Annotated in this window: 26 protein-coding genes and 1 pseudogene; 17 read left to right on the top strand and 10 right to left on the bottom strand. The window is 40.8% G+C overall.

All coding sequences use genetic code 11. The annotated features are described in order from the left end of the window. The first annotated feature begins 16 nt into the window (after window positions 1-16). The 3 genes from NI389_RS19125 (at window position 17) to NI389_RS19115 (ending at window position 2922) form a co-directional block, all read left to right on the top strand. Window positions 17-430, top strand: coding sequence for a GFA family protein (locus NI389_RS19125; protein ID WP_308363080.1), 414 nt, complete (start codon window positions 17-19; stop codon window positions 428-430). Window positions 431-767: 337 nt separating this feature from the next. Beyond that, the gene (locus NI389_RS19120; protein WP_308363079.1) at window positions 768-1601 is read left to right on the top strand and encodes an acyl-CoA thioester hydrolase/BAAT C-terminal domain-containing protein; all 834 of its coding nucleotides are present in this window, start codon (window positions 768-770) and stop codon (window positions 1599-1601) included. A gap of 427 nt (window positions 1602-2028) precedes the next feature. Continuing rightward, window positions 2029-2922, top strand: coding sequence for a S1 family peptidase (locus tag NI389_RS19115; RefSeq protein WP_308363078.1), 894 nt, complete (start codon window positions 2029-2031; stop codon window positions 2920-2922). 13 nt (window positions 2923-2935) lie between these two features. On the opposite strand, the gene NI389_RS19110 is transcribed toward NI389_RS19115, so the two are convergent. Next, window positions 2936-3247: a phage integrase N-terminal SAM-like domain-containing protein gene (locus tag NI389_RS19110; protein ID WP_308363077.1), complete on the bottom strand. Its 312-nt coding sequence runs from the start codon at window positions 3245-3247 to the stop codon at window positions 2936-2938. Window positions 3248-3483: 236 nt separating this feature from the next. Here NI389_RS19110 and NI389_RS19105 point away from each other — a divergent pair, with 236 nt between their 5' ends. The 7 genes and pseudogenes from NI389_RS19105 (at window position 3484) to NI389_RS19075 (ending at window position 8241) form a co-directional block, all read left to right on the top strand. After that, a complete protein-coding gene (locus NI389_RS19105) occupies window positions 3484-3804 on the top strand; it encodes a hypothetical protein (protein ID WP_308363076.1) in 321 nt (106 codons plus the stop codon). Window positions 3805-3919: 115 nt separating this feature from the next. Continuing rightward, window positions 3920-4804, top strand: a complete 885-nt coding sequence (locus tag NI389_RS19100; protein WP_308363075.1) for a hypothetical protein — start codon at window positions 3920-3922, stop codon at window positions 4802-4804. Window positions 4805-4832: 28 nt separating this feature from the next. Beyond that, window positions 4833-5213: a hypothetical protein gene (locus NI389_RS19095; protein ID WP_308363074.1), complete on the top strand. Its 381-nt coding sequence runs from the start codon at window positions 4833-4835 to the stop codon at window positions 5211-5213. Window positions 5214-5334: 121 nt separating this feature from the next. Further along, a complete protein-coding gene (locus NI389_RS19090; protein ID WP_308363073.1) occupies window positions 5335-5709 on the top strand; it encodes a hypothetical protein in 375 nt (124 codons plus the stop codon). Between the two features lie 276 nt (window positions 5710-5985). Continuing rightward, window positions 5986-7647 carry a hypothetical protein gene (locus NI389_RS19085; RefSeq protein WP_308363072.1) on the top strand — a complete coding sequence of 554 codons (1662 nt, stop codon included), beginning with the start codon at window positions 5986-5988 and terminating at the stop codon, window positions 7645-7647. Window positions 7648-7781: 134 nt separating this feature from the next. Beyond that, a pseudogene (locus tag NI389_RS19080) lies at window positions 7782-7892 on the top strand (HNH endonuclease); the annotation flags it as partial. A gap of 16 nt (window positions 7893-7908) precedes the next feature. After that, a complete protein-coding gene (locus NI389_RS19075) occupies window positions 7909-8241 on the top strand; it encodes a hypothetical protein (protein ID WP_308363071.1) in 333 nt (110 codons plus the stop codon). Between the two features lie 300 nt (window positions 8242-8541). On the opposite strand, the gene NI389_RS19070 is transcribed toward NI389_RS19075, so the two are convergent. Continuing rightward, window positions 8542-8910 (bottom strand): MerR family transcriptional regulator, encoded by a 369-nt coding sequence (locus tag NI389_RS19070; protein ID WP_308363070.1) that lies wholly within the window; start codon window positions 8908-8910, stop codon window positions 8542-8544. A gap of 72 nt (window positions 8911-8982) precedes the next feature. On the opposite strand from NI389_RS19070, the gene NI389_RS19065 reads away from it, so the two are divergent. Together NI389_RS19065 and NI389_RS19060 are read left to right on the top strand one after the other, a co-directional pair. Further along, entirely contained in the window at window positions 8983-9864 is an 882-nt protein-coding gene (locus NI389_RS19065; protein WP_308363069.1) for an alpha/beta hydrolase family protein, read from the top strand. Window positions 9865-10187: 323 nt separating this feature from the next. Further along, window positions 10188-10541: a DUF3147 family protein gene (locus NI389_RS19060; RefSeq protein ID WP_308363068.1), complete on the top strand. Its 354-nt coding sequence runs from the start codon at window positions 10188-10190 to the stop codon at window positions 10539-10541. A gap of 100 nt (window positions 10542-10641) precedes the next feature. Here the strand turns inward: NI389_RS19060 and NI389_RS19055 are convergent, their stop codons facing one another. Then, window positions 10642-11631, bottom strand: coding sequence for a DUF4382 domain-containing protein (locus NI389_RS19055; protein ID WP_308363067.1), 990 nt, complete (start codon window positions 11629-11631; stop codon window positions 10642-10644). Between the two features lie 394 nt (window positions 11632-12025). On the opposite strand from NI389_RS19055, the gene parS reads away from it, so the two are divergent. Both parS and NI389_RS19045 read left to right on the top strand, forming a co-directional pair. Further along, a complete protein-coding gene (parS, locus tag NI389_RS19050; protein WP_308363065.1) occupies window positions 12026-12478 on the top strand; it encodes a type II RES/Xre toxin-antitoxin system antitoxin in 453 nt (150 codons plus the stop codon). Then, window positions 12478-12951, top strand: a complete 474-nt coding sequence (locus tag NI389_RS19045; RefSeq protein ID WP_308363064.1) for an RES family NAD+ phosphorylase — start codon at window positions 12478-12480, stop codon at window positions 12949-12951. The genes parS and NI389_RS19045 overlap by 1 nt, the downstream gene beginning before the upstream one ends. A gap of 12 nt (window positions 12952-12963) precedes the next feature. On the opposite strand, the gene NI389_RS19040 is transcribed toward NI389_RS19045, so the two are convergent. From NI389_RS19040 to NI389_RS19025, 4 genes are all read right to left on the bottom strand, one after another. Further along, window positions 12964-14034, bottom strand: a complete 1071-nt coding sequence (locus tag NI389_RS19040) for a glycerol-3-phosphate dehydrogenase/oxidase (protein ID WP_308363063.1) — start codon at window positions 14032-14034, stop codon at window positions 12964-12966. Window positions 14035-14102: 68 nt separating this feature from the next. Then, the gene (locus NI389_RS19035; protein ID WP_308363062.1) at window positions 14103-14519 is read right to left on the bottom strand and encodes a gamma-glutamylcyclotransferase family protein; all 417 of its coding nucleotides are present in this window, start codon (window positions 14517-14519) and stop codon (window positions 14103-14105) included. A gap of 37 nt (window positions 14520-14556) precedes the next feature. Continuing rightward, window positions 14557-15129: a GNAT family N-acetyltransferase gene (locus NI389_RS19030; RefSeq protein WP_308363061.1), complete on the bottom strand. Its 573-nt coding sequence runs from the start codon at window positions 15127-15129 to the stop codon at window positions 14557-14559. Between the two features lie 2 nt (window positions 15130-15131). Continuing rightward, the gene (locus NI389_RS19025; protein WP_308363487.1) at window positions 15132-16304 is read right to left on the bottom strand and encodes an MFS transporter; all 1173 of its coding nucleotides are present in this window, start codon (window positions 16302-16304) and stop codon (window positions 15132-15134) included. Window positions 16305-16412: 108 nt separating this feature from the next. Between NI389_RS19025 and NI389_RS19020 the strand changes: the two genes are divergently transcribed. Both NI389_RS19020 and NI389_RS19015 read left to right on the top strand, forming a co-directional pair. Beyond that, a complete protein-coding gene (locus NI389_RS19020) occupies window positions 16413-17303 on the top strand; it encodes a LysR family transcriptional regulator (RefSeq protein WP_308363059.1) in 891 nt (296 codons plus the stop codon). 16 nt (window positions 17304-17319) lie between these two features. Beyond that, on the top strand, window positions 17320-18069 hold the full coding sequence (locus NI389_RS19015; RefSeq protein WP_308363058.1) for an EAL domain-containing protein: 750 nt from the start codon (window positions 17320-17322) through the stop codon (window positions 18067-18069). 186 nt (window positions 18070-18255) lie between these two features. Here NI389_RS19015 and NI389_RS19010 read toward each other — a convergent pair whose 3' ends face one another. Together NI389_RS19010 and NI389_RS19005 are read right to left on the bottom strand one after the other, a co-directional pair. Beyond that, on the bottom strand, window positions 18256-18927 hold the full coding sequence (locus NI389_RS19010) for a DUF2461 domain-containing protein (RefSeq protein ID WP_308363057.1): 672 nt from the start codon (window positions 18925-18927) through the stop codon (window positions 18256-18258). Window positions 18928-18971: 44 nt separating this feature from the next. After that, window positions 18972-19904, bottom strand: a complete 933-nt coding sequence (locus tag NI389_RS19005) for a hypothetical protein (protein WP_308363056.1) — start codon at window positions 19902-19904, stop codon at window positions 18972-18974. A 106-nt stretch (window positions 19905-20010) separates the two neighbouring features. Between NI389_RS19005 and NI389_RS19000 the strand changes: the two genes are divergently transcribed. Next, window positions 20011-20871: a hypothetical protein gene (locus NI389_RS19000; protein ID WP_308363055.1), complete on the top strand. Its 861-nt coding sequence runs from the start codon at window positions 20011-20013 to the stop codon at window positions 20869-20871. 22 nt (window positions 20872-20893) lie between these two features. Here the strand turns inward: NI389_RS19000 and NI389_RS18995 are convergent, their stop codons facing one another. Then, entirely contained in the window at window positions 20894-21868 is a 975-nt protein-coding gene (locus NI389_RS18995; protein WP_308363054.1) for a hypothetical protein, read from the bottom strand. Window positions 21869-21936: the final 68 nt, after the last annotated feature.

Here is a 21936-nt window from a genome sequence, read left to right as displayed (position 1 = left end):
ACATGGAGCAAACAAGATGGAATATCCGATTACAGGTGCTTGTCAATGTGGGCAAGTTACTTATGAACTGCATAAAGCCCCTCTAAAAGTACTTGCTTGTCACTGTACTGAATGTCAAAAACTCTCGACTAGTCCGTTTAGCGTTACGGCAATTGTTGATGCATCAACGATTCAATTTAGCGGTCAGTTGAAAGAGTGGGGACGCTTAGCGGAAAGTGGCAACAAAAACCACGCTATGTTTTGCCCAAATTGTGGTAACCGAATATATCATTTCAATCCAGATGAACCGTCCACGGTGAAGCTAAAACTAAAACCCATCAACTTAGAAGATGACGCGGTATTCAAGCCCCAGGCACACGTATGGGTCAGCGAGAAGGTAGCGTGGTTTGACATTCCCGATGATGTGATGGTGTTTGATAAACAACCCTAAATAATGCGCAAAGGGTTAGCCTGCAATCTGCTCGTTGCATGCTGACCACGCTGCCAACCCCTCAGTCAAATTTGACAAACTCTTTCGTATCGTAGTCCATTTTCTAAACTCGCATATTGTCCTTGTGATGCCTTACACATTCTTTTACAAAGCGGTCATATAGACTTGTTGTTTAAACTGGACTTTGCTCATAAAGCTTTTGATAATAAATCACTTTGTGAGCGCTCAGTTTTATTAAAAATCAACCTTACAAATCAATGCAAACGAATATAGGTCTAAAATAATCGCTGGCTACTGCGGTCTCTCAATGATTAGGCTCGCCAAAACAGGAGATAAGATGCGGAAATTTATATCTGTCGTCGCTATTGTGGTGTCTTTGCTCTCTTTCACGACAAAAGCGGACATCCATGAATACGATATTCAAAAGGTAGAGTACAAAAACTTAGTGGCCAATTTATACCTACCAAAATCCGAGAAAAAACTTCCTGTTGTGATTGCATTTGGTGGTTCAGAAGGTGGGATAAATACAGGTAACTCGAATGGCGAAATGATTGCACCACACGGTGTTGCGGTTCTCGGTCTTGCGTTTTTTAAAGAAGAAGGGATATCGCCAACATTAGATCAAATCCCTATGGAGTACTTTATCGATGCGATTGATTTTTTGGAAATGCAACCTGCAATTGATGCCACAAGAATTGGAGTAGTCGCTGGTTCGCGAGGCTCAGAAGCGGCATTTTTGATGGCAACAATGGATTCGAGAATTAAATCGGTTGTCGTAACGACGCCAAGTGAAGTGCCTTGGTACGGGTTAACGTTAGCAAAATCGGCTTGGACTTATAAGGGCCAAGACATTCCCGCCTTAAGCCTAGAACTAGACTCAAATGCGAAGCTTCTAGATAGATTTAAAGCGGCCTTGGCTATCAAAGACAATGTCGAAAATGCACGTTTCAAATTTGAAAAAATCAATGGACCGCTGCTGCTGATTTCAGCGGAAAATGACCAGATCTGGCCATCCTATCAAATGGGCAAAGACATTGAGGCTTATTTAAAGAATAAAGACTTTAAACACAACGTGATTCATCACTCGTACAAAACGGGCCATGGATTTAGCCAAGAAACTGCCCCTGAAATTAAACAATCTATTATCGACCACTTTTTAACGACACTGTAAGGTGTAGTAGCTCACATCTGATCATACGGTGTTGATGGATAGATTCATATCTCATCTGACAGACAGGTGTGAGCGAAAAGCGGACTGTTCCAGTCATCAAGTTCTATAAGCACAACTCCATAGAACGGACGTTCCGCTAACGCAGTACTGCCCCTGTCCAAGCTAACGTAAATGCCCTAACCACGGTTTTGAGCGCATAGGAGTCATTGATAAAGCATTTACCAACGCGCAATATGCAAAATATTTATTCATCTCTACTTAAAAACCAGACGAACATCTGCGCGAGAAATTTTGAATAGCCTAAGCGCTTATGGACTTTCAGAATAAGTATCCAAAACAATTAAAATACTTTCTTACAATTAACAACCAATGGACACAAGATTGTGTGGCATTCTTGTGCAAATCTTTCCCAACAACAATACTCAAAATGCACAAAAACTCATATCTGATAAGATTAAGCGCGTTGTTAATAGCCAATTTGGTATTAACGTCCAACGCTCTAGCAATTGTAATTCGTCATGACAAGCCAGCTGACAGCTATCTCGCCGTTAAAGAAGATTTTCCACCGCTTGCTACATTTTATAATATCGGTGTGCACGGAACATTAATTGATCCAGAATGGGTTCTGACCGCAGCTCACACCGTTTTTTGTTTGAATAGTGGACAGTACATTCAAGTTGGCGATGAAATGGTCGAAGTGGCGGCAAGGTACAGCTACCCGTCTTACGAGCTTGGTGAAGAACACGATCTAGCACTCATCAGGCTAAAGAAACCTGTACTTAGTGTACAACCAGCAAAACTGTTTCGCAGTCAGGATGAACGTGATAAAGAAATATGGTTTATTGGTAGTGGCGGCACTGGTACGGGGTTAACGGGTGAAACGATAAGCTATAAAGACAATGGCGGCGTATTACGTAAGGCGCAAAATAAGATTGTAGCAGTAACAAAGTCAGACCTTCGATTTGTCTTTGAATCAGGTCAAGAAGGGCTTGAACTTGAGGGTGTCTCTGGAAACGGTGACAGCGGTGGTCCTGCCTATATAAAAGAAAACGATGGGTATTATATACTCGGTGTTAGTTCTAGAGTGGATTCATGGTTTAAAGACGTTGGTGAATATGGAGTGAAAGAGCTTTACACAAGGATTTCCACTCACGTTGATTGGATAGATAAAGTGATGGCTGCAGAGGAATTAGAAAGAGCCAAATTGAGTTCATCAGATGGATTTCTACAATCAGGAATGACACCTGAGAATTTACCCAAAATATGCGCATCAATTAGTCTCAAACCCGTTCAAAAGACAAATTTAACTTCGCTCATGTAAATTCTAAGTACTTCTAGTTATTCAAATATTTAGACCGAACAAAATCCAAATTTAACGAAAGTTCATTCTTGATGATGTGTTTGTATAGAAAGACTAATGCATTCAATGCAGTTGCTTGAGTCCGAGGTGATACATTACCTTTGAGTACTATATGATCCAAATAAGTTGTCACCTCGTTATCTCCCATTGAGGCCGGGTGACGTTTACCATGAAAATGAATATAAGAACTTATCCATTTTAAATAGGTTTCAACGGTTCTAAGCGAATAATGCCGACTTAACATGTAATCAGCAATAGAGTTCAAAAACGGCGAACGTGTTTTCATAAAACCCCCTCCCCACATACTGTACGTATATACAGTTGCAGTAAAGTTTCCCCCATATTCAAGAAAATGCGCAAATTGCGCACTTTTATCTTTCTCAAATAATTAACAACATATATTTTTGAGAACGCTGGCAACTAGTTATCAACTTTGTTAAAACTAACCCATTCAGAAAAGTGCGCGATTGAAAATCAGAAATATGCGCGATTTGCGCACTATTAAATTGTTATGTGACTATTGTGAATATCAACATTCGGAAGTATGAAATAGATGGTCAGTTGCTGGCTGTGATCATTGAAGATAAGAACAATGAGTACGATGGTTGGATGGCATTTGAGCAACTAAAAAATGCTTCAGCTGAGTTAGCAGTACATAAAAGTAGTTCAACGTTTTTACCATTTACAGAGATTACTGAAGTTTATACATACGGTGACAGTGAAGTGACGTTACAATACTGTGCAGATACAGGCGATATAGATATTACCTGTGACTCAAATAGTGGTATGGGTACTTTTCTCAGCAAACTAGTTAGTAGCTACAACTTTGTTCTCGTCACATAACAAGCTGTTTAAAAAGGACAAAATTCAGTTGGCTGTTTTCGTCCCTCAACATTTTAGCCAACTAAATTTTGCCTCTTAACAGGGCGTTATGAGTGTTTAGCCAAGGGGCTTGATCGTGCTGGACATACCAAAAAGAATCAAACTCATTAGTTCACTCTTAGAGCAGGATACTGAGCAAAGCCTCACTTATGCTGCTTTAGAATGTAGGCTTACGTTAGAATATTTGTGCTATGAGCGATTCAAGCTCTACTTTTCATACCTGTCAGAAAGTGACTTGAAGAATTGGCAACCAAAACACATCATCAAACAGATTTCAGATGACATTGACGATAATGTTTCAAAGGAGTTCTCAATATCAATTTCAGCTGAAAAAATAGATGGAAGACTGCCAAAAACGAAAGAAGAGTTTGAATCAATAAAATACACCGCTCTGGGTACTCAATCGGAACTTAAGCTTAATAAGCTACATCAGCTTTGGAATGGTGTCTCCAATGTTGCTTTGCATATTCCAGTGCCGAGCATATCTTCCGGTGATCTTAGTATCTATGGTGATAAAGACACTATCAGGAAGAAGGTTAACGATGTCGTTTCGTTTCTATCAGGTATTAAAGGAAATCTATTGATGGGCGGCACTTTCAGGGAAGAATTTGGCTTTAATTGTTTCGCTTGCGATACGAAAATAAAAAGACCTGTAAGAAACTTGCAGCATGAGACAGCTGTAAGCTGTATAAATCCAAGGTGCCAGGAAAGCTATGTCATTCAAAAAGATGGAAATGATGAGTTCGAGGTGATAAGAAGAGTTATTAAGTTTTTATGTGCTGGCTGCAATGAAGACTTAGAAGTTCCAACCAGGCTCTTTCGAGAGTTGCGTTTTGACCAAAAAATCAATATTAATTGTGGGAAGTGTAATACGTTGTCAGAGGTAATTATGCGGCCTCTTATGAAAAGCACCAAAGTGGAAAGTCCTCATAACAAAGCATTGCAGCGGACAAGCCGCTGAATGCGGCGTTATGTGCTTTAGGTGCTGAATGAAACCTGATTTCTCAAAATATAGTATAAGTGAATTACGCGACGTAATTTCTCATATTGACAGTCAAGTGTATCCAGATAGAAAAATAGAAGCAGAAGAAATACTCCGCAGGAAGTTAGAATTTGGCGAAATTGATCCTCAACCGTCTAAAAAACATGTGGATAAGCGACACGCTAGCATTCTTTTTGGAGTTTCATTCAGCATTATTAGTTTGGCGCTTTTGTATTACCCTTTGTTTGAAAATTCCGTATTAACACGCAGCGCTGGTGTAATACACTATTCTCAATCGCCTTCTCTGTTTTGGTTTCATACTTTGCTTTATTTAATTGGTTTTATAGGTTTCACAATTTGGGTTATCAAAGTGATTCGCTCAAAATAGATCAGCACATATCAAGTCAATTATGGATGGGACGTCTAAAGCTTGGCTGACGTTCGTTCCTCACTAATTTAGCCAAGCATTATCCGCCCCATATTGAGGCGTTAGTTTTACTTGAGAACAAATGAATATTTTTACTCTATTAATTGCATTTTTAGCTCCAATAATGGTTGCAGAGTTTTACTCTAGCCGAGAGTACGAATTATCATTTAAAGACCATTTTGATAAATGGAGGTTAGGAAAGTGTCTAGCCATGTTTTTATCTTTGGTTTATTTAATTGCGCTTATGATTTGGGATAGTGATGATTCAGATAGTATTTTCCCTGCTCTTTATGCTGGAATGCTTCTCTCTTTGATTATTTATTCGGAGTCATTTGGTGAACTCATTCTGGCTAATGCTGAAGAGTATAGTAGGGTGGGTTTACTTGATGATGCAGCATTTATAATTGGCTGGATTGGGCTTATTTATCAGTGCGTTTCTTACTTGCTGTATATGTAAAACTAACAAATTAATTAAACTTGGACGCAAAACAGCAGGCTTGCGCTCCTTCGTCGCTAATTTTAGCCAAGCATTTGTGCGCCCCATATTGCGGCGTTAGCACTACTCAAAGGAATATCAATGAAATCTAGAATATTAATAACAATATTAAAAGGTTATGGGGTCAGGTCTTGCTTTTTCAAGACCTGACCCTAATGTGCTCCTATCAACGTTTTGTCATGTAGAAGACTTTAATATTTGCTAATGAGGCAAACTCTGTGCATATGAATCCAGTCAATGAATAAAACAACTATCGCAATTTTAGGTGTTTTGTCGGCCACCTTGGTGGCCTACTATAATTATAATCCTAATCTAATTGAAAAAGACATAACCACTGATAAAAACAAGGTCGAGTTAGAACTGAGTGAGATGCCTCTAACTAATAATAATAAAATAATAACTCAGACAGTTTTGGAATGTAATTTAACTCAAAAGGTAAAAATGGAAAATTTACTTCGAAGATTTAAGAGTGAAGAGTCGAGCATACGCAAGGAAATATTCAATATTATACATAGCTTGCACATTGAGAAATACAAAAAGGAAGCGTTTTTACAGAGCCTTAAAATTCCTTTTTCAATTGTAGATTATCGGAAGCAAACTTCTTGGCATAAAGATTTCTCTTATTCAGAGCTAGCACCAGTAGAGGGTGATTTTGAGTTATTGTCGATGAGTGACAGCATAGACTTCTTGTTGTTAATCAAAGAGCATAATGTTTTGAAACTCTCTGATTATATTCGAGACAAAAGTATCACATCAAACAGTGTCATTGATGGCGTGTCTATTTTGTCCAATATTCTCAAAATGGACCCAAAAATTGAGTTAGGGTGGTTAAAATCATTTATAGACTTGGGGCTTCAACCAAACATTGCTGACGTAAAAACGGCTATTGATTTTAAACATCCTGCAGAAACGATTCTATTTTTAGCTGATAAGTCCGCAAGCCCTAAACAGACGATTTGGTATCAGGACTATGCAAAGTTCAACATGTTGACGTACGCTGTCAGTAAATCACAGTATGATGTTGCACTACAGCTACATGAAAGACATGGATTAGCTCTTTCAGTGGAGCATGATTACACTGTGTTGGATTTTATTAACTACTCTGAGATTTCAGAAGATTTTTATGCAGCAGAACTAATTGAAATTGCTTTAAAAGAAAAGGTTATGCCATACAATCGCCAAACCATATTCGATGTTAAAGACTATTTAAAAAATAGAGAGCTTGTTCACCTTCTCGACCAAATTAGTTATCTGTCTTGGACTAACGAGGATTTAACAGTCAAAGATATTAATGACCCGAAATTTACAACTATTAAAAGGCAACGGTTTAATTATTTAATTGACAGAATTTCTGTTTTACTGGGCGAGATCCTTTTATTAACAGATTCGCTTAAGAGTTGTGTTAAAATTGATACATCTTTATCCGACAATCCTCAAATTGATACTGGGCAAACATTTTTCAATTCAACAACGGATAGTGCTCAAACGAGCAAGGCCACCGTTGACCCAATTAAACAAGCCTCACCGGAAGAAGTGATTTTGATTAAAGAGATCGCATTGGCGTTGGATGAGGCCGATAGTGGCAACTTTGATGGAGCATTGGCAATTATTGACCGCATTGCAAATCAAACTGGTGACAAATCTTTGTATACAGGATTTATTTCTCTAGCTGTTAACGCTAACTATCCAATTGAGGTGATCCATGACGCCTTAAATAAAGGTGGTAAGCTAAAGGATAGTACAATCTTCACCTTTATTATAAATAGCAATTTGGAAGGAATAGAGCTCTATAAACTACATCACGATATTAATGTGGTTACAGACCAAAAAGGGCGGACACCGCTTGATTTTGCGATACAAAAAAAATCAAGTGAAAAAGTAATGTTAAAATTAAAATAATTTCACGTTAAAATAGAGGTTGCGGGGTCAGGTCTTGCTTTTTGCATACTTTGCATATTTCAAGACCTGACCCTAATTTGGTCCTTTTTGCATACTTTGCACATTTCAAGACCTGACCCTAATGTGCTGTTTTTCACCATATTGTGGAAAGGGTAAAGTGCGGTTCAGATGAGCTAGATAACTTGGTGTTGTTGCACCCTAATTGTCATAGGCAGTTGCATTGGGGTAACATGGTTGATAAATAGTCAGGTAGGAATGAAGATGGATACGACCAAAGGAATGATGTCTTTACTGAAAGATATCAGCGAAGGTAAATATAATTCGTCTATTAGTAAAAACGATATTGACAACTTTCGTGACTTGGAAGCATTGGTTGAGTACGGCTACTTGAAAGCGGTACACAGTCCAACACTTGTCAATCCTGGATATTTTGATATCAAGCTAACATCCATTGGCCTTAAAGCCCTTGAGGATAGTCAGTCAACAAAATCTGAATGGACTTTGCCCAATAGGTTGACCGCATTAAACATCGTGGTTGCTCTACTGGCTATAGTTGTTTCGGCAATAATTGCACTGGATATCATAAAAGGTTAAGTCGCTGGTCCGTACTTAGGTACTGACTTATAAAGGCTTGAGAGGTATGCGGGGAAACTCGCTCGTACGGTTCTTAGGGGGCGGCGGTGCAGTAATGCACTGCTGATACCCGACGCGAAAACACTTATTTTTTCAGAAAAGTTTTATGGGCAGTCTATTCCACATGGTGCGTATAAAAACTTCCAAGCGCCCATTTTCTCGACCCTATTGTGCTGCCTTGACCCTATTTTTTTGATAAAAAGGTCTGGTTCTGACCCTTTTTCATTTCAATCGCAGTCTGCACTCATGAGTTTCTTTGATTTAGTTGCCATTTAATTTGTTTTTGTGTTCACACATTCCACGTAATGCTTTGTCAATGAGGTGCTTTATCTTCGTCAACTCATTGATTTTGGTGTCTACCTCTAGGCTTTTCTCTTTCAATTTTACAGCCATAGTCGTCTGAGTTAACGCGTCAGAGTAAAGTAACTGTGCAAGCTCTTTGATTTCTTTTAATGTAAACCCTAAGTTCTTCGCCATGGTAATCATGTTGAGTTGTTCAATGATTTTTTCGTTGTAGATTCGATACCCATTGACGTCACGGGACGGAGGCGGGATCAGGCACTCTTTTTCGTAAAATCGCAGGGTGTCCTTGGTTAATCCGGTCTGTTCTGTAACTTGCTTGGTTTTCATTATTTACACTTGACTGTGGAGTATACTCTATAGTTTAGGGTGTTTTTACTTTGATATCAATGTACGTTAATTATGAAATCAACCATCCAAATTACGACCGAAGATCACGTTACACTGACGGCAACCTGTATCGAAAGCTCAAATGCGAAAGCGGTTATACTTGTTAACCCAGGAACAGCAACGAACACCCTATTTTACCTGCCGTTTTGTGAGTTTCTTGTTGAAAATGGCTATCATATTGTCCTTTGGAATTACCGTGGGTTCTGTGAGTCGAAAACGACAGAATTGAATGTCTGTAACTACCGTTATTCAGATATTGGACGTTACGATATGCCAGCTGTCATCGATGAGATAAAAGGACGTTTTCCTAATTTACCGCTTTATTGCATTGGTCATAGCGCTGGCGGGCAGCAAATTGGCTTTGCAAGAAATAGAGACAAATTAGATGGACTCATTGCAATTGCGGTGTCGGCTGGTTATTTTCCCTATATGCCCCTGTTTTACCGGATCAAAGCAAATTTCTTTTTCCGATTTTTTGCGCCAGTCACTCTTGCTTTTTTTAATTACGTACCGGCAAAAACATTCAATTTTATGGAAGATTTGCCTCGAGGATTTGCAAAGGAATGGGGGGCATGGTGTAGCGAAAAACACTTATTTTTTTCAGAAAAGTTTTATGGGCAGTCTATTCCACGTGGTGCGTATAAAAACTTCCAAGCCCCCATTTTTGTGTTCAGTGCTGATGACGATGAAATAAGTACAGAACGTAACATCAGTAACTTTTGGCAACATGTATCCAGTGAGCAGCCAATCACCTATAAACGCTATGACTCGGCGACCTTTCCCAAAAAATCAATCGGTCACTTTGGGTATTTTAGAAAAACAAATAAGGCTATCTGGCATGATATTTTGGACGTGATAGATCGCTTACATTTTAATGATGGTGTCAAAGAGTAGGACTAAATTAAAGTTCTATGAGTCTTTGCCAAGCGATGTCTTTGATTTGCGGCAGAGCGATAGTATTTATTCGGACATGTGGTGAACAGCGCATTGTGTTTTAGAAACGTGCTTGCTAGCGAATATTAAAAAGCGCCCTGTGGTTATGCAAAGATGAGCATATTCACATTCATATTGGCGGGTTTAACGTGACTATTAAGTTTAATATGTTTGGCAAAAGAATGTCTGTTATTTGGTAGGCTTAGTCTCAATTTGCTTTAGGGATTGTAAGTTGGTGTGGGAGAATCAAAACAGTCTTATTGGTTTTCGTTTCAGGAGTGTTTATGGGTTGGTTGATTACCAAGTATTTAGTGACGGCGGCAGTTGTGGTGGCGGTTTCAGAAGTTGCTAAGCGTAGTGATAAACTTGGTGCGTTAATCGTGGCATTGCCGATGGTGACAATTTTAGCCATGATTTGGCTATACGTTGAAAAGCAGCCGATGGATAAAATTGCAAATCACGCCTGGTACACCTTTTGGTACGTGGTGCCGACGTTGCCAATGTTTTTGATATTTCCTGCGCTTTTGAATCGTTTTGGTTTTTGGTTGGCGCTAGGGATGAGTGCGATTATCACGGTCGTCTGCTTTTGGCTGTTCGCGTATTTTGTTAAGTTATTCGGTATTGATTTGATGCCATGAACAAAGCTTAAATATTCGCAATAATAAATTAGTGATGGATTCAAAAAAGCGCTCAGAGTTGAGCGCTTTTTATGTTTTAAGAATGAGGTTTGTTCTCTGATTATTCCGTGAAGTTCACTTGCGCATTTGATGTTACGTCCACATTTGACGTGCGATACAGCGTAAAGTTTGCGTCTTGTGTTTCAATATTGTCGATATGACCTAGGCAGGTATAACCAACTTGGTAGTTTCCTTGTGCCAAGAACGCGATTTCATAATGACCCGTACCATCTTCATTTAACGACACCAGTGCGGTTGCTATTGGCCCGGTTGCACTTGGCTCATCATTTTCATAATAAATATCTGCGGGTGCTTCGATGCTTGCAGGATATAAATAGATTGCATGTTCGAAGCCGTTGTCGATGTTTGCAAGCGATGCATTAGCGATTTCGCAATCGGCCATTAATTGCGTTGCAATTGTCCCTTCCAATTTAGCTTTTAGCGCCAAATTCTCTAAACGTACACCGCGTGGTTTTAAAACAATGTCCGCGTTACTTTTAGGGTCGACTAACGATTTTTTTAAATCGAACTCCATCACAAACTGATTAGTTCCTGTCACTAAATCAAATCCGTCTAGTTGAATTTCGCCAATACCATCGTTTCCTTTACGGTTAACGATAAGCGGGGCGTACGTACCATCTTTGTAGATAACGTGAGATGTATTTTCATAGTCACTGCTATCGCCGTTGACAACGTCGGCGCGGATCCATGCGTAATTACCTGCCTCAAGTTGCTGATTAGAAAATAATTGATGAATGTCATCACCCGTATATTCAAGTAAATTGACCAGTCGAACTGATTTGCTGCTATCTTCACTTTTGATATCGACGACGGTATCTTGACCGCCGCTTGCGCGCAGCGTGATTTTATCAAATGCAACCCAAACTGCGGCGATGTTCGTTACGGGAGCATCTGAAACGCCTAAAGTTAACGTTGTCGATTCTGCAGCGGGTGGTGTAGTAGGTTGTGTCGGTGTTGAGCCGGAACTTGAGCCGCCCCCACAGCCACCTAATAACCCAACGAAAGTTGCTAGCGTTACGTACTTGTACATATTGACCTCCAAAGTGTTGTACAAATAGGTTAGTTGCAGTTAACTGAATGAAACGTTAAAAAGTTGTACCTAAATTTGATTTTTTATAATTTACTTGAATAAAGTTGTTCAAAGAAAAAGCACACTATCGGTTCCAGTCTACCTAATTTTGATTTTAAATTATTTTATTTGTTTAAAAATCAATATTTTACTAGCTGTTTGGTATGTAAGATGGGAAATGGAATAGAAATCGATAGGCTGAAGTTTTAATAGGTTGTACTAATGAAGCTATGCTTCGGGATGGTAATAATTGTATAAATAGGGATTATTGATTGGGCGTTTTGTATGCTTGAGTTGATTTTTGGGTTCAATTGAGCCAGTATAATAAGACCATATGAGCTTTTTTGGGATTGCCATGGCCACATCAAGTCTAAAAAGTTTTAAGCCCAAACCAACCTATAAACTGAATTATTGGTATTCGCTGGGGATTGAAGACGACGACACGTCTAAAACAGCCTCAATTCACTTGGGGTTTAAGCCTGCGGTCTATCGAAACATTGTTGAAAAAGCAAAATTATCTCAAAACGAATTCCATCATGTTACGTTGATTCCAATCAGCACAATTAAACGTAGGCTTAAAAACGAAGAGCGCTTTAGCACGCAAGAAAGTGACGTGATGTACCGCCTTGCACTGTTGATTAAATTGGCAACGGATATGTTCGATGATGAACAACGTGCGCTTGAGTGGATCCGAGAAGGTGTTTATGGGCTAAATGGCAAACGACCACTTGATATGATATCGACCACGGTCGATTTTGAGACAGTCAAAGATTTAATTGGTCGTATCGAACATGGTGTCTTTTCGTAATGAAGATGTATCGGCTGACACAAAAGAAGTTTGCAGACACACCTTTTAGCCCACAAGGCGCAAAACTGTTTGGCGGAAGGTGGAATTCCAAAGGTACAGAAGCATTGTATTTTGCCGAATCGGAATCATTGTGTGTGCTTGAGGTGTTCGTTCATGTAAATAACGATCCACAGCTGATTGATAAGTACGACCTCTATCGCATTGAAGTGCCCGAATACCTAATTGTCCAGCTAGACAAAGAAGACTTACCTAACAATTGGCGTGCCATACCGGTTGGGGAACTCACGCAGGAAATTGGCGATCAGTTTTTAAAACTGCCTCATCCAGAGTTTGTAGCGCTGCAAGTCCCTTCAACCATTTCTCCTCGGGATAAAAACTTTCTTATCAACCCCAACCACCCTTTGATGCCCGAAATTCTAGACAAAGCAGAGAAGCTTGAATTTAGCTTTGATAGACGGATTTTTAAGCAATAATTAGAAATAAACTCAGTTATTTTTTAGCGCATTTAATACAGCCAGTCCGAGTGCCCGTGCGGTCGTCCACTTCCCACCAAACACCGTAATAAGTCGCTCATTGCGCGTAATTTTGTATTCTCTAGAATGCTTGGAAAGCGAGTCTTTACCGGATAAAAGAGGCCTTACACCGGCATACTTTGAGTGTATGTCTGTTTCATTGACTGATTGCGTGAAATAGTGATTATACAAGTTCAGCAGATAGGTTTGTTCTTCGTTTGAAACCTCGACTGTTTCGTTCAGCGTGTGCTGTACTTCGGTCGTTCCAAGTAGTGTTTGTGATTTGTAAGGCAACACGAATACCACTCGCGATTCACCAGGTACTTCAAGCAGATGACCAAACTTGCTTATCGATGGTAGGAGTAGATGACTCCCTCGAACTAAATCCAAATGTTCATCGTGAGGCAGGTGAGAATCTTCAAGGATCTGCTCACTCCAAGGACCGGCGACATTGATGATGGTATCGAACTCAAACGAGCCTTGAAAAGTGCTCAGTGTGCCATGTTCGGTAATACGATTGACTGGATGCTGGGTAAGGATGCTTACCCCTAATTCACGGCAGCGCTCTGCAACCCAAAGCCCGAGCGCTTGGTCATCCATTTGACCATCATGAAATAAGTAAGCCCCCTCTAAATTTTGTTGGTTTAGGTATGGTGAACAACGTTTAACCTGTCTGGGTGTCAACCATCGGTGTCGGCCAATGCCTTTTTTACCGGCGAGAAAATCATACAACATCATGCCGATTTTCATTTTCCATCGGGCGCGTGTATGGGGATAAATTGGATAAAGGATTGGAAGGCGGCGCGTTAAATTCGGGACGTTTTCGAGCCACCATTTGCGCTCTTCAAGGGCTTCACGGACTAATCTAAACTCAAAGTTTTCAAGGTAACGTATTCCACCGTGTAACAGTTTGCTTGAAGAAGCTGAAGTTTGTTGCATAAGTTCACCACGCTCAAACAGTGTTACCTTAAACCCGGCTTCAGCGAGTTTCCACGCAGTACATAGCCCGTTGATCCCACCGCCGATGATCGCCACTTTTTCCATGCTAACCTCTTGTTTTAGTTTAAGTGTAGCAATGAATCCGTATTTACCTAATAAGTGACAAGTAAATTTTAGCGCCGAGGGAAGCGTAATGTTTGTCGATGTAACGCGTAGTCGCCATGCTCAATCACTTTGGCAAAATGCATTGGTCCTTGGTAGTGATACACCCACGCTCGTTGCGGTTTGTCGTTGGCAAGAAGTACTTGTGTCTCAATTCGCAGATATAGGCTTCCTGCGAGATCATTAGGATGAAAATCTTCGTAAGCATCAAGTTCATGCCAATCTAGCGGCTCTTTGAGTTTAAAGAGCTCACCCATAACTGCACCCGCCGTGGCGTCGACTTGCAAGCCTGGATAATTTCCGAGATCCCAAAGTACGCCATGTGTCTTTGCCTCCCCAACAAAGTCAGCGACTTTTTGGATGTAGCGATAGCAGGGGAGGTTTAGTTTTTTAAGTAAAGTGCCGTAAACAAACAAATGAGCGGGCATAATTGTATGACTTATAAGTAAATGTAGAAATTCATTATTAGCATACCTGTTGAAAAGTGGGAACTGGTTTATTTTTGTTCAAGGCCAACCATTCTCGTTTCAACAAGCCATATACGACGGCATCGGAATAGCCAGATGGAAGCAGCATATACTCGCGTAATACCCCTTCTCGGACCATCCCCAACTTTTCCATTAGCTTCCATGAAGCCACGTTATCAACAGCGGCAATGGCCTGTATTTTGTGCGCCGTGAGTTCATCAAAAACGTAATTAATAAGCCCGTTCGACACTTCTAATCCATAGCCTTGACCAAGATATTCTTCGGCCAATCGGTATCCTATTTCACCAATTCCGGCAGGCTTATTGGTGTACTTAAACATCAGCTCCCCAATCAGTTCGCCGGAGACTCTGTGCTCAATGCCAAGCATCAACCTCTCGCCTTCTGCTTGTGTCCAAGGTTTCATGGCTTGATTTACACGCTCAACCGCATCTTGTTGGGTACTTGGCGGACCAATGTATTTTGATGTTTGGTGGCTGCGCCTATGCGCATAAATAGCGTCCACGTCATCCTGTTTGAGTCGTCGAATAAGGGTCCTTGTTGTATAAAACATTGTTATTTTTCCGTAATTGAGGTCGAAAGTTCTGTTATACGTCGTGTATTTAACTGATACCATGCAAACAGTACGAAAAGCGCACATAAGCCGATAAACAACGCGACGGACAATGGCGAGTCGAGAAGCCATCGGTTGATTGCCAGCGCAAGTAGGGTGAACACAAGTAATTCGACAGCGCCGACCAGCGCATTCGCTGTACCTGCATTGTTTGGTTCTACGACACCGATGAGGTGCATATATACCGGAAAATAAACGCCAAACACGAGCATCACCAGTGCGTAAGCGAATAAATAGCCAAGTGCTGCATCGGCGTGTACAAAAAGTAACGCGCCCAAGAGCAAAATAGGCCAAAACCACAGCACTAAATCGAGGTAGGCAAATCGCTTTTGCAAAACTTTTGCCATGGTCGAACCGCACAATAACCCCAGCATTGGGATCATCATTGCCTGACCAATTTCATGGTCGTTATATCCAAAAGTGTGACTTAAGAAAAAGGGCAAATACAACTGTATTGTCAAATACAAAAAAGTAGGTATCCACTTAATACAGGCGACGTAAATAAAAGGTCCCTGATTCAGTAATGCTCGATATTGTTTTACGAGAAATTTCGGATGCACAGAATTGGCATGATTAGTGGCGCTTTCTAAGAGCGCCAAACCATACAGCGTAACTAAAACATAGTAGCCAATGAGAACACCTGACATACCTTGCCAACCAAACCATTGGGAAAGCACGCCAGAGATGAGCGGCGTCAAAATAGACGTTAGGCTTGATGCAATGGCCATTGTTGCCATTGCGCTTTTGAGCTGAGGCCCCTTTAATTTTGCGGATAGTACGGTACGGCTAATTAACAACGGAGAGGCTGCCCCAATACCTTGTAAAATGCGGCCAATAAAAAACACGGTGGCATTTTGCGAAAGCGTGCAAAGCAATGTGCCGAGAATGAGCGTCATCTGTCCAGCAATAAAAACAGGCTTATCACCAAAACGGTCTCTCGACGGACCGGTGATTAATTGTGAAAGCCCTAAGGTAATGTAGTAGCTGGCAATTAAGGCTTGGCTCGCTGTTTCGCCAATGGAAAATGACTGCCCAAGCGTTGGTAAGACCGGAATGTATATTTGGCTTGCAAGCTGTGAGCAAGATAATAAAAATACGGCAAGTACAACCCACATCGACAACGAACCACCCAATGGTCTAGATTAGAAGCTTCACTATACGGTGCTTTTAATGTCTTAAAAATGAGGTAATAATTAAAATACTTTTTCCTAGTAGGAAATAATATGGATTGGTTAACGGCGATAAAAAGTTTTGAAATACTGGCGCAAACGGGCAGTTTTACCAAAGCTGCCGATCTCTTAAACATTTCACCTTCAGCCATGAGTAAACGGATTGACTGGCTCGAACAGCAGCTTGGTCATACCCTCTTGGTCCGAACAACTCGACACGTTAGTTTGACTGAACAAGGCGCGTTATTTCTGCCTCGAGTGAAACAATGGGTTGCTGATTTTGATGCATTACTTGACGAAGCACAGTCGTCGCATCTCGAGCCTCAAGGCACGCTGAAAATCGCGGCGACACAAGCGGTAGGTAGCACCGTATTAATGCCAAACATTAAAACGTTTCTAGCACTGTATCCTAAATTGACCATTCATCTGAATGTACTTCCACCAGGCGCCCCCCCAGACTTACATCATGATTTAGTGATCACGCGTTACCATGAAGAATTTGATTCGTCTTCCCTTGTCGGTCGGCGTTTAATTGATTATCAAATGCAAATGTTCGCTTCACCTGATTATCTTAAACATCATAAGCGGATTGTTTCTCTAAACGATGTGAGTGAACACAAAATGTTGCTAACAAACTACTATCAGAAAAAAGGAGGATTGGTGCTTGAAGATGGCCGTGTGTTCAGTTTTACTAACTATAATTTTGTGACAGATCATCTTGATGCAATTTTAAAGGCGGCTATCCAAGGCATGGGGATCATTTTTATATCTCCTCATTACATTGAGCGTGAAATTCGCCTTGGATTGTTGGTTCCGGTGTTACCCGAAATCAAATCTGCGAAAACTCAATTGATGGCTTATTACCCTAAAACGGACTTTATACCGTATAAGACAAAACGTTTCTTTGAACATTTAAAGCAAAATCTAGCAAAGAGCCCGTTGTAAACGTAAGGAGATTAAGATGTCAGCGAAACACTGTGAACAATGCCGTCACGGCAACAACTTAGACTTTGAGTTTACGATGGCATTTCAACCGATTGTCAGTCACAAAAATAAATCGATATTTGGCTATGAAGCGCTTGTCCGTGGTGTTAATAACGAGCCTGCTGGCGCCGTTATTGCCAATGTCAATGAAGCAAATCGTTATGCGTTCGATCAATCCTGCCGCGTGAAGGCGATTGCCTTAGCTGCCAAGTTGGGTCTAGAGGGATTTCTCAGCATCAACTTTTTACCTAATGCCGTCTATCAGCCTGAGCGTTGTATCCGCACGACATTAGAAGCGGCGGAAAAATACCACTTTCCGACCGAACGCATTATGTTCGAATTTACGGAAAATGAGCAGATCAAGGATGCGGACCATGTAAAAGGGATCGTTTCGTATTATAAACAGCAAGGTTTTTTAACCGCGATTGATGACTTTGGCGCAGGTTACGCTGGATTGAATTTATTAGCTTCATACCAGCCTAATATTGTAAAACTGGATATGGATTTAGTACGAAACGTAGCAAACAATAAGCCAAAACAAATCATTGCCAAACACACGTTAGCCATGCTTAATGAACTAGGGGTAACTACGCTCGTTGAAGGGATTGAAACTCAAGCAGAGTACAATTTTTTTGCCAATGAAGGTGTTGATCTGATGCAAGGATACTACTTTGCAAAACCAGCATTTGAAGCATTGGTGACAGTCCCAAATGAGCTGTTTAATTGAAAAAGGCGCATAAACGTGAATATTGGAGCTGTACTAGCCCAGACTTGATCTGACTGTCACCGATTGAAAAGGAAGTAACTGTCAGAACTGGTCGAAACTATTTCATTTGAGCCTAGATATTTTGCCTGCCTAGACTTGACCTGCAGACACCTGATGCAGGTCATGAACATTCATTTCAATAATGATTTAATAGTCTAGTTCTAGCGCGAAGCACAGATAGTGCATTAATGGTTGAGTGTGCTGCCATTGCGATAGTAACCAATCTGGAAAGTCAGTAGATGTCGCAATTTGCCTATCGAAATTTTTGAACGCGATAAAGTCTTTGCGTTTTAGTTCTTCAATCAACGGATGGTTTTTGTCATAGCCTCGAGGTGGTCTTTGTAAAGCTTCACCCGTAAGTTCAAAGCCTGCGGCTGTTAATGTTGTGAGTGCTTTTTTATAGGCGTTAGGGTTTTCATCCATACAATGACGAATCGCGTTGAGGGCCTTGCCTTCGGGACGCCACATTCCAGCACCTAAAAAACATTCGTCGTTGGCTATGTGCAAGTATAACCCTGGTGCATGAACGTCTTTGCCAAGAAAATGGCGGAATTGAATACCCACGTTCGTTTTGTATGGTTGCTTGTTGTGACTAAAACGGGTGTCTCGTTGCACGCGCATCAAACTTCCACCGACCTTTTTCGCCACGGCTAACAGTTTTGGCGATAAATTGTTTATCCCTGGCGCCATGGCTTCAATGAGGTTGAGTGCTGGCGTTCGCACGTTTTCTTCGTATCGTGTTTGATTGGCTTTAAACCACTCACGATCATTGTTTTGGGCAAGTTCATTTAAAAACGTAAATGTATTGTCGTTAAACATTATTCAGGCCTGTTCATGTCGTTCGTTTAATCCGAATAACTGATTTATAATCCAGCACTTTTCTTCAAGTCGTTGAGACGTTCTTCGTCACCGAGGTGAAGATTAAATAAATTCTGCAAAGACTTGTCGGTGGTATTTTCATACACATTGAGAATATCAAGCGCCAGTTGCTTTCGGTAATCAGCATCGTTGTGTCGAGCTTGATAAAACTGCGACATTAGCCCATCCACGGCAATACTTCGAACGTAATCATTGCTTTCTTTATCTAACATCGATTTGAACTGCCGAGCAATCCGCACATCGGTTACAGGAGTGTGCGACAGCATTTCGAGCGCCTGTACGCGCAATTTTTCATCATCTAAGCGATTCGTCATTTTCATTATACTGTCGACGACTTCGTAATCTAAATGCTCTAATTTATTGCGGTTAAGTGCATACATGTTCATTTGCAGTTGACCAATGGCGGCAAGACGTTCTGCAGGCGTTAACGATTCATTGAGTACTTTTTGTTTGAGTTCTTTGCCAACTTGTTCTGCGTATTCTGGGTCTGTTTTTATTTTAAATTCATAATCTTCAGGCAGGTCAGAGTAGAAACCGTAAATTGGATTTTCTTTTTGCATTTTATCCATTTCTAACTGCTGCTTTTCGTCAATAATGGCAAAGACCTTATTCTTAAACTCATCGCTTGCAGGTTGTTGGAATACAAGCAATTGCTCTAGCTCTTTGATTCGGTGCTCAAGATTTTGTACATAATTTTTTAGTGCTTGTGTATCTGCTGAATCGAGGTTGATCGTCGTGTGTTGTACGCTTTTTTCTGCCTCGGCTTCGCTGGTCTGTGGCGTTAAATTTGCCTTAGTAGGCTCGACAGGGATTATTTCTGTCTGAGGCGCGGCTTTTTTAGATAATGCGAAGTTTAAGGTCACGCTCAGGGAAATAAGTGAAAACACGAAGGCTAAAATGGTAACAAACTTTTGCATAACTCTTCCATCTGTATCGAATAACGGGTAAATGTATAAAATACAGAGACAAAAAGCACGAACAACTTTGTAGTAAAGTGTTTAAAATAAAACTGGAGTCCACCCGTTGAAAGCGATCGCCCCGCATCATTTAATTATCGTGTCGACACTAGCTTGGATAGTCTCTGTGATCGATGTTGTGCTGACGTTGAGCTCACTAAAGTTATATTTTATCCCATCTCACTGGGCTATCTTACCCAAGTCTATCAGCATGCTAGTATTTATCTTACTGAGTGTTTTGTGGATTGGCTATTTTTTATCTAAGGAGAAATTTCGCCAACAACCAGCCAAACAAATAACCGACATTTGGTTAAGAAAGGAAGTTGTTTTGATGGCAATCCTTGTGTTTATCGGATTGTTGCTAAGCTTTGTGGGTGACAACATTAATTTCAATCGAGAAGCACTCTATTTCCGACATAGTGACTTTGTTAAACATGACTATTTGGCTGATTCTGTTTGGTTTTTTGCACCTGCATACGGTTGCTTTAGTTATGCCGCATGGCGTTGGCTAAGTGCCAATGTCAGTCGCAAAATACGCTGCTTAAGTTTGTTTTTTGGCTGTGCTATTGGATTGGTGTCGTACTTGATCATGATGGACAGCCGAGCGGGTGTCTACGTGCTGAGTATGACTGGGAGTTACTCAATGATCATCATGATACCCGCAGTATTGGGTTTCTTGTTATTTAAATCAAGCAATCAATCTCGCCCAAAAAAGCCATTTATTATCGTCTCATTGGGGCTGGTACTTGCGACATTAGCCGATGCACTAATTGGTCAATTTTGGATCTTTGGTAATAATGGACAAGGGTATTACCCGTTGATAAGAGAGGTAAATTGGCTGGTCTATATTACCTCTCAATTGTTGTTGTTACATCTTCCTTGGTGTTATGCAACCGCTCAGTTAGATAGGAAATATCATTCGAATTAAGCGCTAAGGTAAGTAACAGTAACTACTCGCTCTCTTTGATAAATTGACAATAGGTTACGTAGAGCGGATTGGTTTTAATGTCATCGGATTCAATGTTAATCACCCTTGGATCTGGGGAATTGGCAAACCCTAATTGCGACAGTAAATCAATGGCGTAGGGGTTGTCTTCAGATTTAGCTTGTTCTTCAATTAATCGGTATCGTTTTGATTTGTCCGTTGGATCTTTACTAGTTTGATATTCATGTAAATGGATCAGCAAATTAAGATGGTCTTGAAAGAGCTTGGTCGGCTTTTGCTCGAGCAAACTTTGTGTAAATTTGACATGACGGTTGAACTGCTCTTGATGAGTTTGATACCGAACAATGACATCAAGAATATTGAGGTTTTGAACAACTTGCGCCCTTATATTATCGGCTTTAGTTGCGTAAAGAACCGCTTTTTTGTAATTGCTTAATGCATCACCCGGTTTTAACTGTAAGTCATCAATGTTACCCAGTTGATTGTACATTGATGATTTCTGACCGTCAGAGAGTGACGCCATGTCGACGCGTAGCAGTACCTTTTTTGCGGCATCCAGATCATCCAGCCTAGAATAGGCTATAGAGCTATTTATCGCGAGCGAGTATCGCACCTCTTTGGTGGCGTAATTATTGGCGCAATCATAGAGCATGGCTGCATTGGTGTATTGATCTAGCCGAGAATAGGCTGCACCAATTGCAAGCATAAAATTGGCGAGATAGGGATCAATATGGGTTCGCCAAAGCGGTCTTGCGACTTCAGTTGAGATTGCTCTGATTTTGTCTCGGTTTAGTCCGTAAGAGGCTGCCTGCAATCCTTTCAAATGGGCGAGTATGCCACCTTCGTTTACTTGACCTGTCAGCTTTGGCGCAAGCTCTTCATACAATGCTAGGGCTTGCTTTGGCTCGTTCACCATAAGCGCGTCAATTTTTTCTAATTGTGCATGAATAAAAGCCGATGAAACGAGGGCTAAGAGCACGATTGTTCTCCACTGAAGCAGGATTTGCTACGTTGAGCATAGCATTTATCGTCGCACTTGGCGTTATC

Origin of the sequence: Pseudoalteromonas xiamenensis (assembly GCF_030994125.1) — a bacterium.
In the GTDB taxonomy this organism is placed as follows: Bacteria; Pseudomonadota; Gammaproteobacteria; order Enterobacterales; family Alteromonadaceae; genus Pseudoalteromonas; species Pseudoalteromonas xiamenensis_B.
This window is presented reverse-complemented; position numbering and strand designations above follow the sequence as displayed.

Excerpts from the sequence above, each read along its gene's own strand:
- NI389_RS19065 (WP_308363069.1), top strand. The coding sequence starts at position 8,983 with ATGAAATCAACCATCCAAATTACGACCGAAGATCACGTTACACTGACG.
- NI389_RS19010 (WP_308363057.1), bottom strand. The coding sequence starts at position 18,927 with ATGTTTAACGACAATACATTTACGTTTTTAAATGAACTTGCCCAAAAC.
- NI389_RS19015 (WP_308363058.1), top strand. The coding sequence starts at position 17,320 with ATGTCAGCGAAACACTGTGAACAATGCCGTCACGGCAACAACTTAGAC.
- NI389_RS19060 (WP_308363068.1), top strand. The coding sequence starts at position 10,188 with ATGGGTTGGTTGATTACCAAGTATTTAGTGACGGCGGCAGTTGTGGTG.
- NI389_RS19125 (WP_308363080.1), top strand. The coding sequence starts at position 17 with ATGGAATATCCGATTACAGGTGCTTGTCAATGTGGGCAAGTTACTTAT.
- NI389_RS19075 (WP_308363071.1), top strand. The coding sequence starts at position 7,909 with ATGGATACGACCAAAGGAATGATGTCTTTACTGAAAGATATCAGCGAA.
- NI389_RS19035 (WP_308363062.1), bottom strand. The coding sequence starts at position 14,519 with ATGCCCGCTCATTTGTTTGTTTACGGCACTTTACTTAAAAAACTAAAC.
- NI389_RS19070 (WP_308363070.1), bottom strand. The coding sequence starts at position 8,910 with ATGAAAACCAAGCAAGTTACAGAACAGACCGGATTAACCAAGGACACC.
- NI389_RS19110 (WP_308363077.1), bottom strand. The coding sequence starts at position 3,247 with ATGAAAACACGTTCGCCGTTTTTGAACTCTATTGCTGATTACATGTTA.
- NI389_RS19005 (WP_308363056.1), bottom strand. The coding sequence starts at position 19,904 with ATGCAAAAGTTTGTTACCATTTTAGCCTTCGTGTTTTCACTTATTTCC.
- NI389_RS19025 (WP_308363487.1), bottom strand. The coding sequence starts at position 16,304 with ATGTGGGTTGTACTTGCCGTATTTTTATTATCTTGCTCACAGCTTGCA.
- NI389_RS19120 (WP_308363079.1), top strand. The coding sequence starts at position 768 with ATGCGGAAATTTATATCTGTCGTCGCTATTGTGGTGTCTTTGCTCTCT.
- NI389_RS19090 (WP_308363073.1), top strand. The coding sequence starts at position 5,335 with ATGAATATTTTTACTCTATTAATTGCATTTTTAGCTCCAATAATGGTT.
- NI389_RS19020 (WP_308363059.1), top strand. The coding sequence starts at position 16,413 with ATGGATTGGTTAACGGCGATAAAAAGTTTTGAAATACTGGCGCAAACG.
- NI389_RS19115 (WP_308363078.1), top strand. The coding sequence starts at position 2,029 with ATGCACAAAAACTCATATCTGATAAGATTAAGCGCGTTGTTAATAGCC.
- NI389_RS19030 (WP_308363061.1), bottom strand. The coding sequence starts at position 15,129 with ATGTTTTATACAACAAGGACCCTTATTCGACGACTCAAACAGGATGAC.
- parS (WP_308363065.1), top strand. The coding sequence starts at position 12,026 with ATGGCCACATCAAGTCTAAAAAGTTTTAAGCCCAAACCAACCTATAAA.
- NI389_RS19045 (WP_308363064.1), top strand. The coding sequence starts at position 12,478 with ATGAAGATGTATCGGCTGACACAAAAGAAGTTTGCAGACACACCTTTT.
- NI389_RS19055 (WP_308363067.1), bottom strand. The coding sequence starts at position 11,631 with ATGTACAAGTACGTAACGCTAGCAACTTTCGTTGGGTTATTAGGTGGC.
- NI389_RS19085 (WP_308363072.1), top strand. The coding sequence starts at position 5,986 with ATGAATAAAACAACTATCGCAATTTTAGGTGTTTTGTCGGCCACCTTG.
- NI389_RS19040 (WP_308363063.1), bottom strand. The coding sequence starts at position 14,034 with ATGGAAAAAGTGGCGATCATCGGCGGTGGGATCAACGGGCTATGTACT.
- NI389_RS19095 (WP_308363074.1), top strand. The coding sequence starts at position 4,833 with ATGAAACCTGATTTCTCAAAATATAGTATAAGTGAATTACGCGACGTA.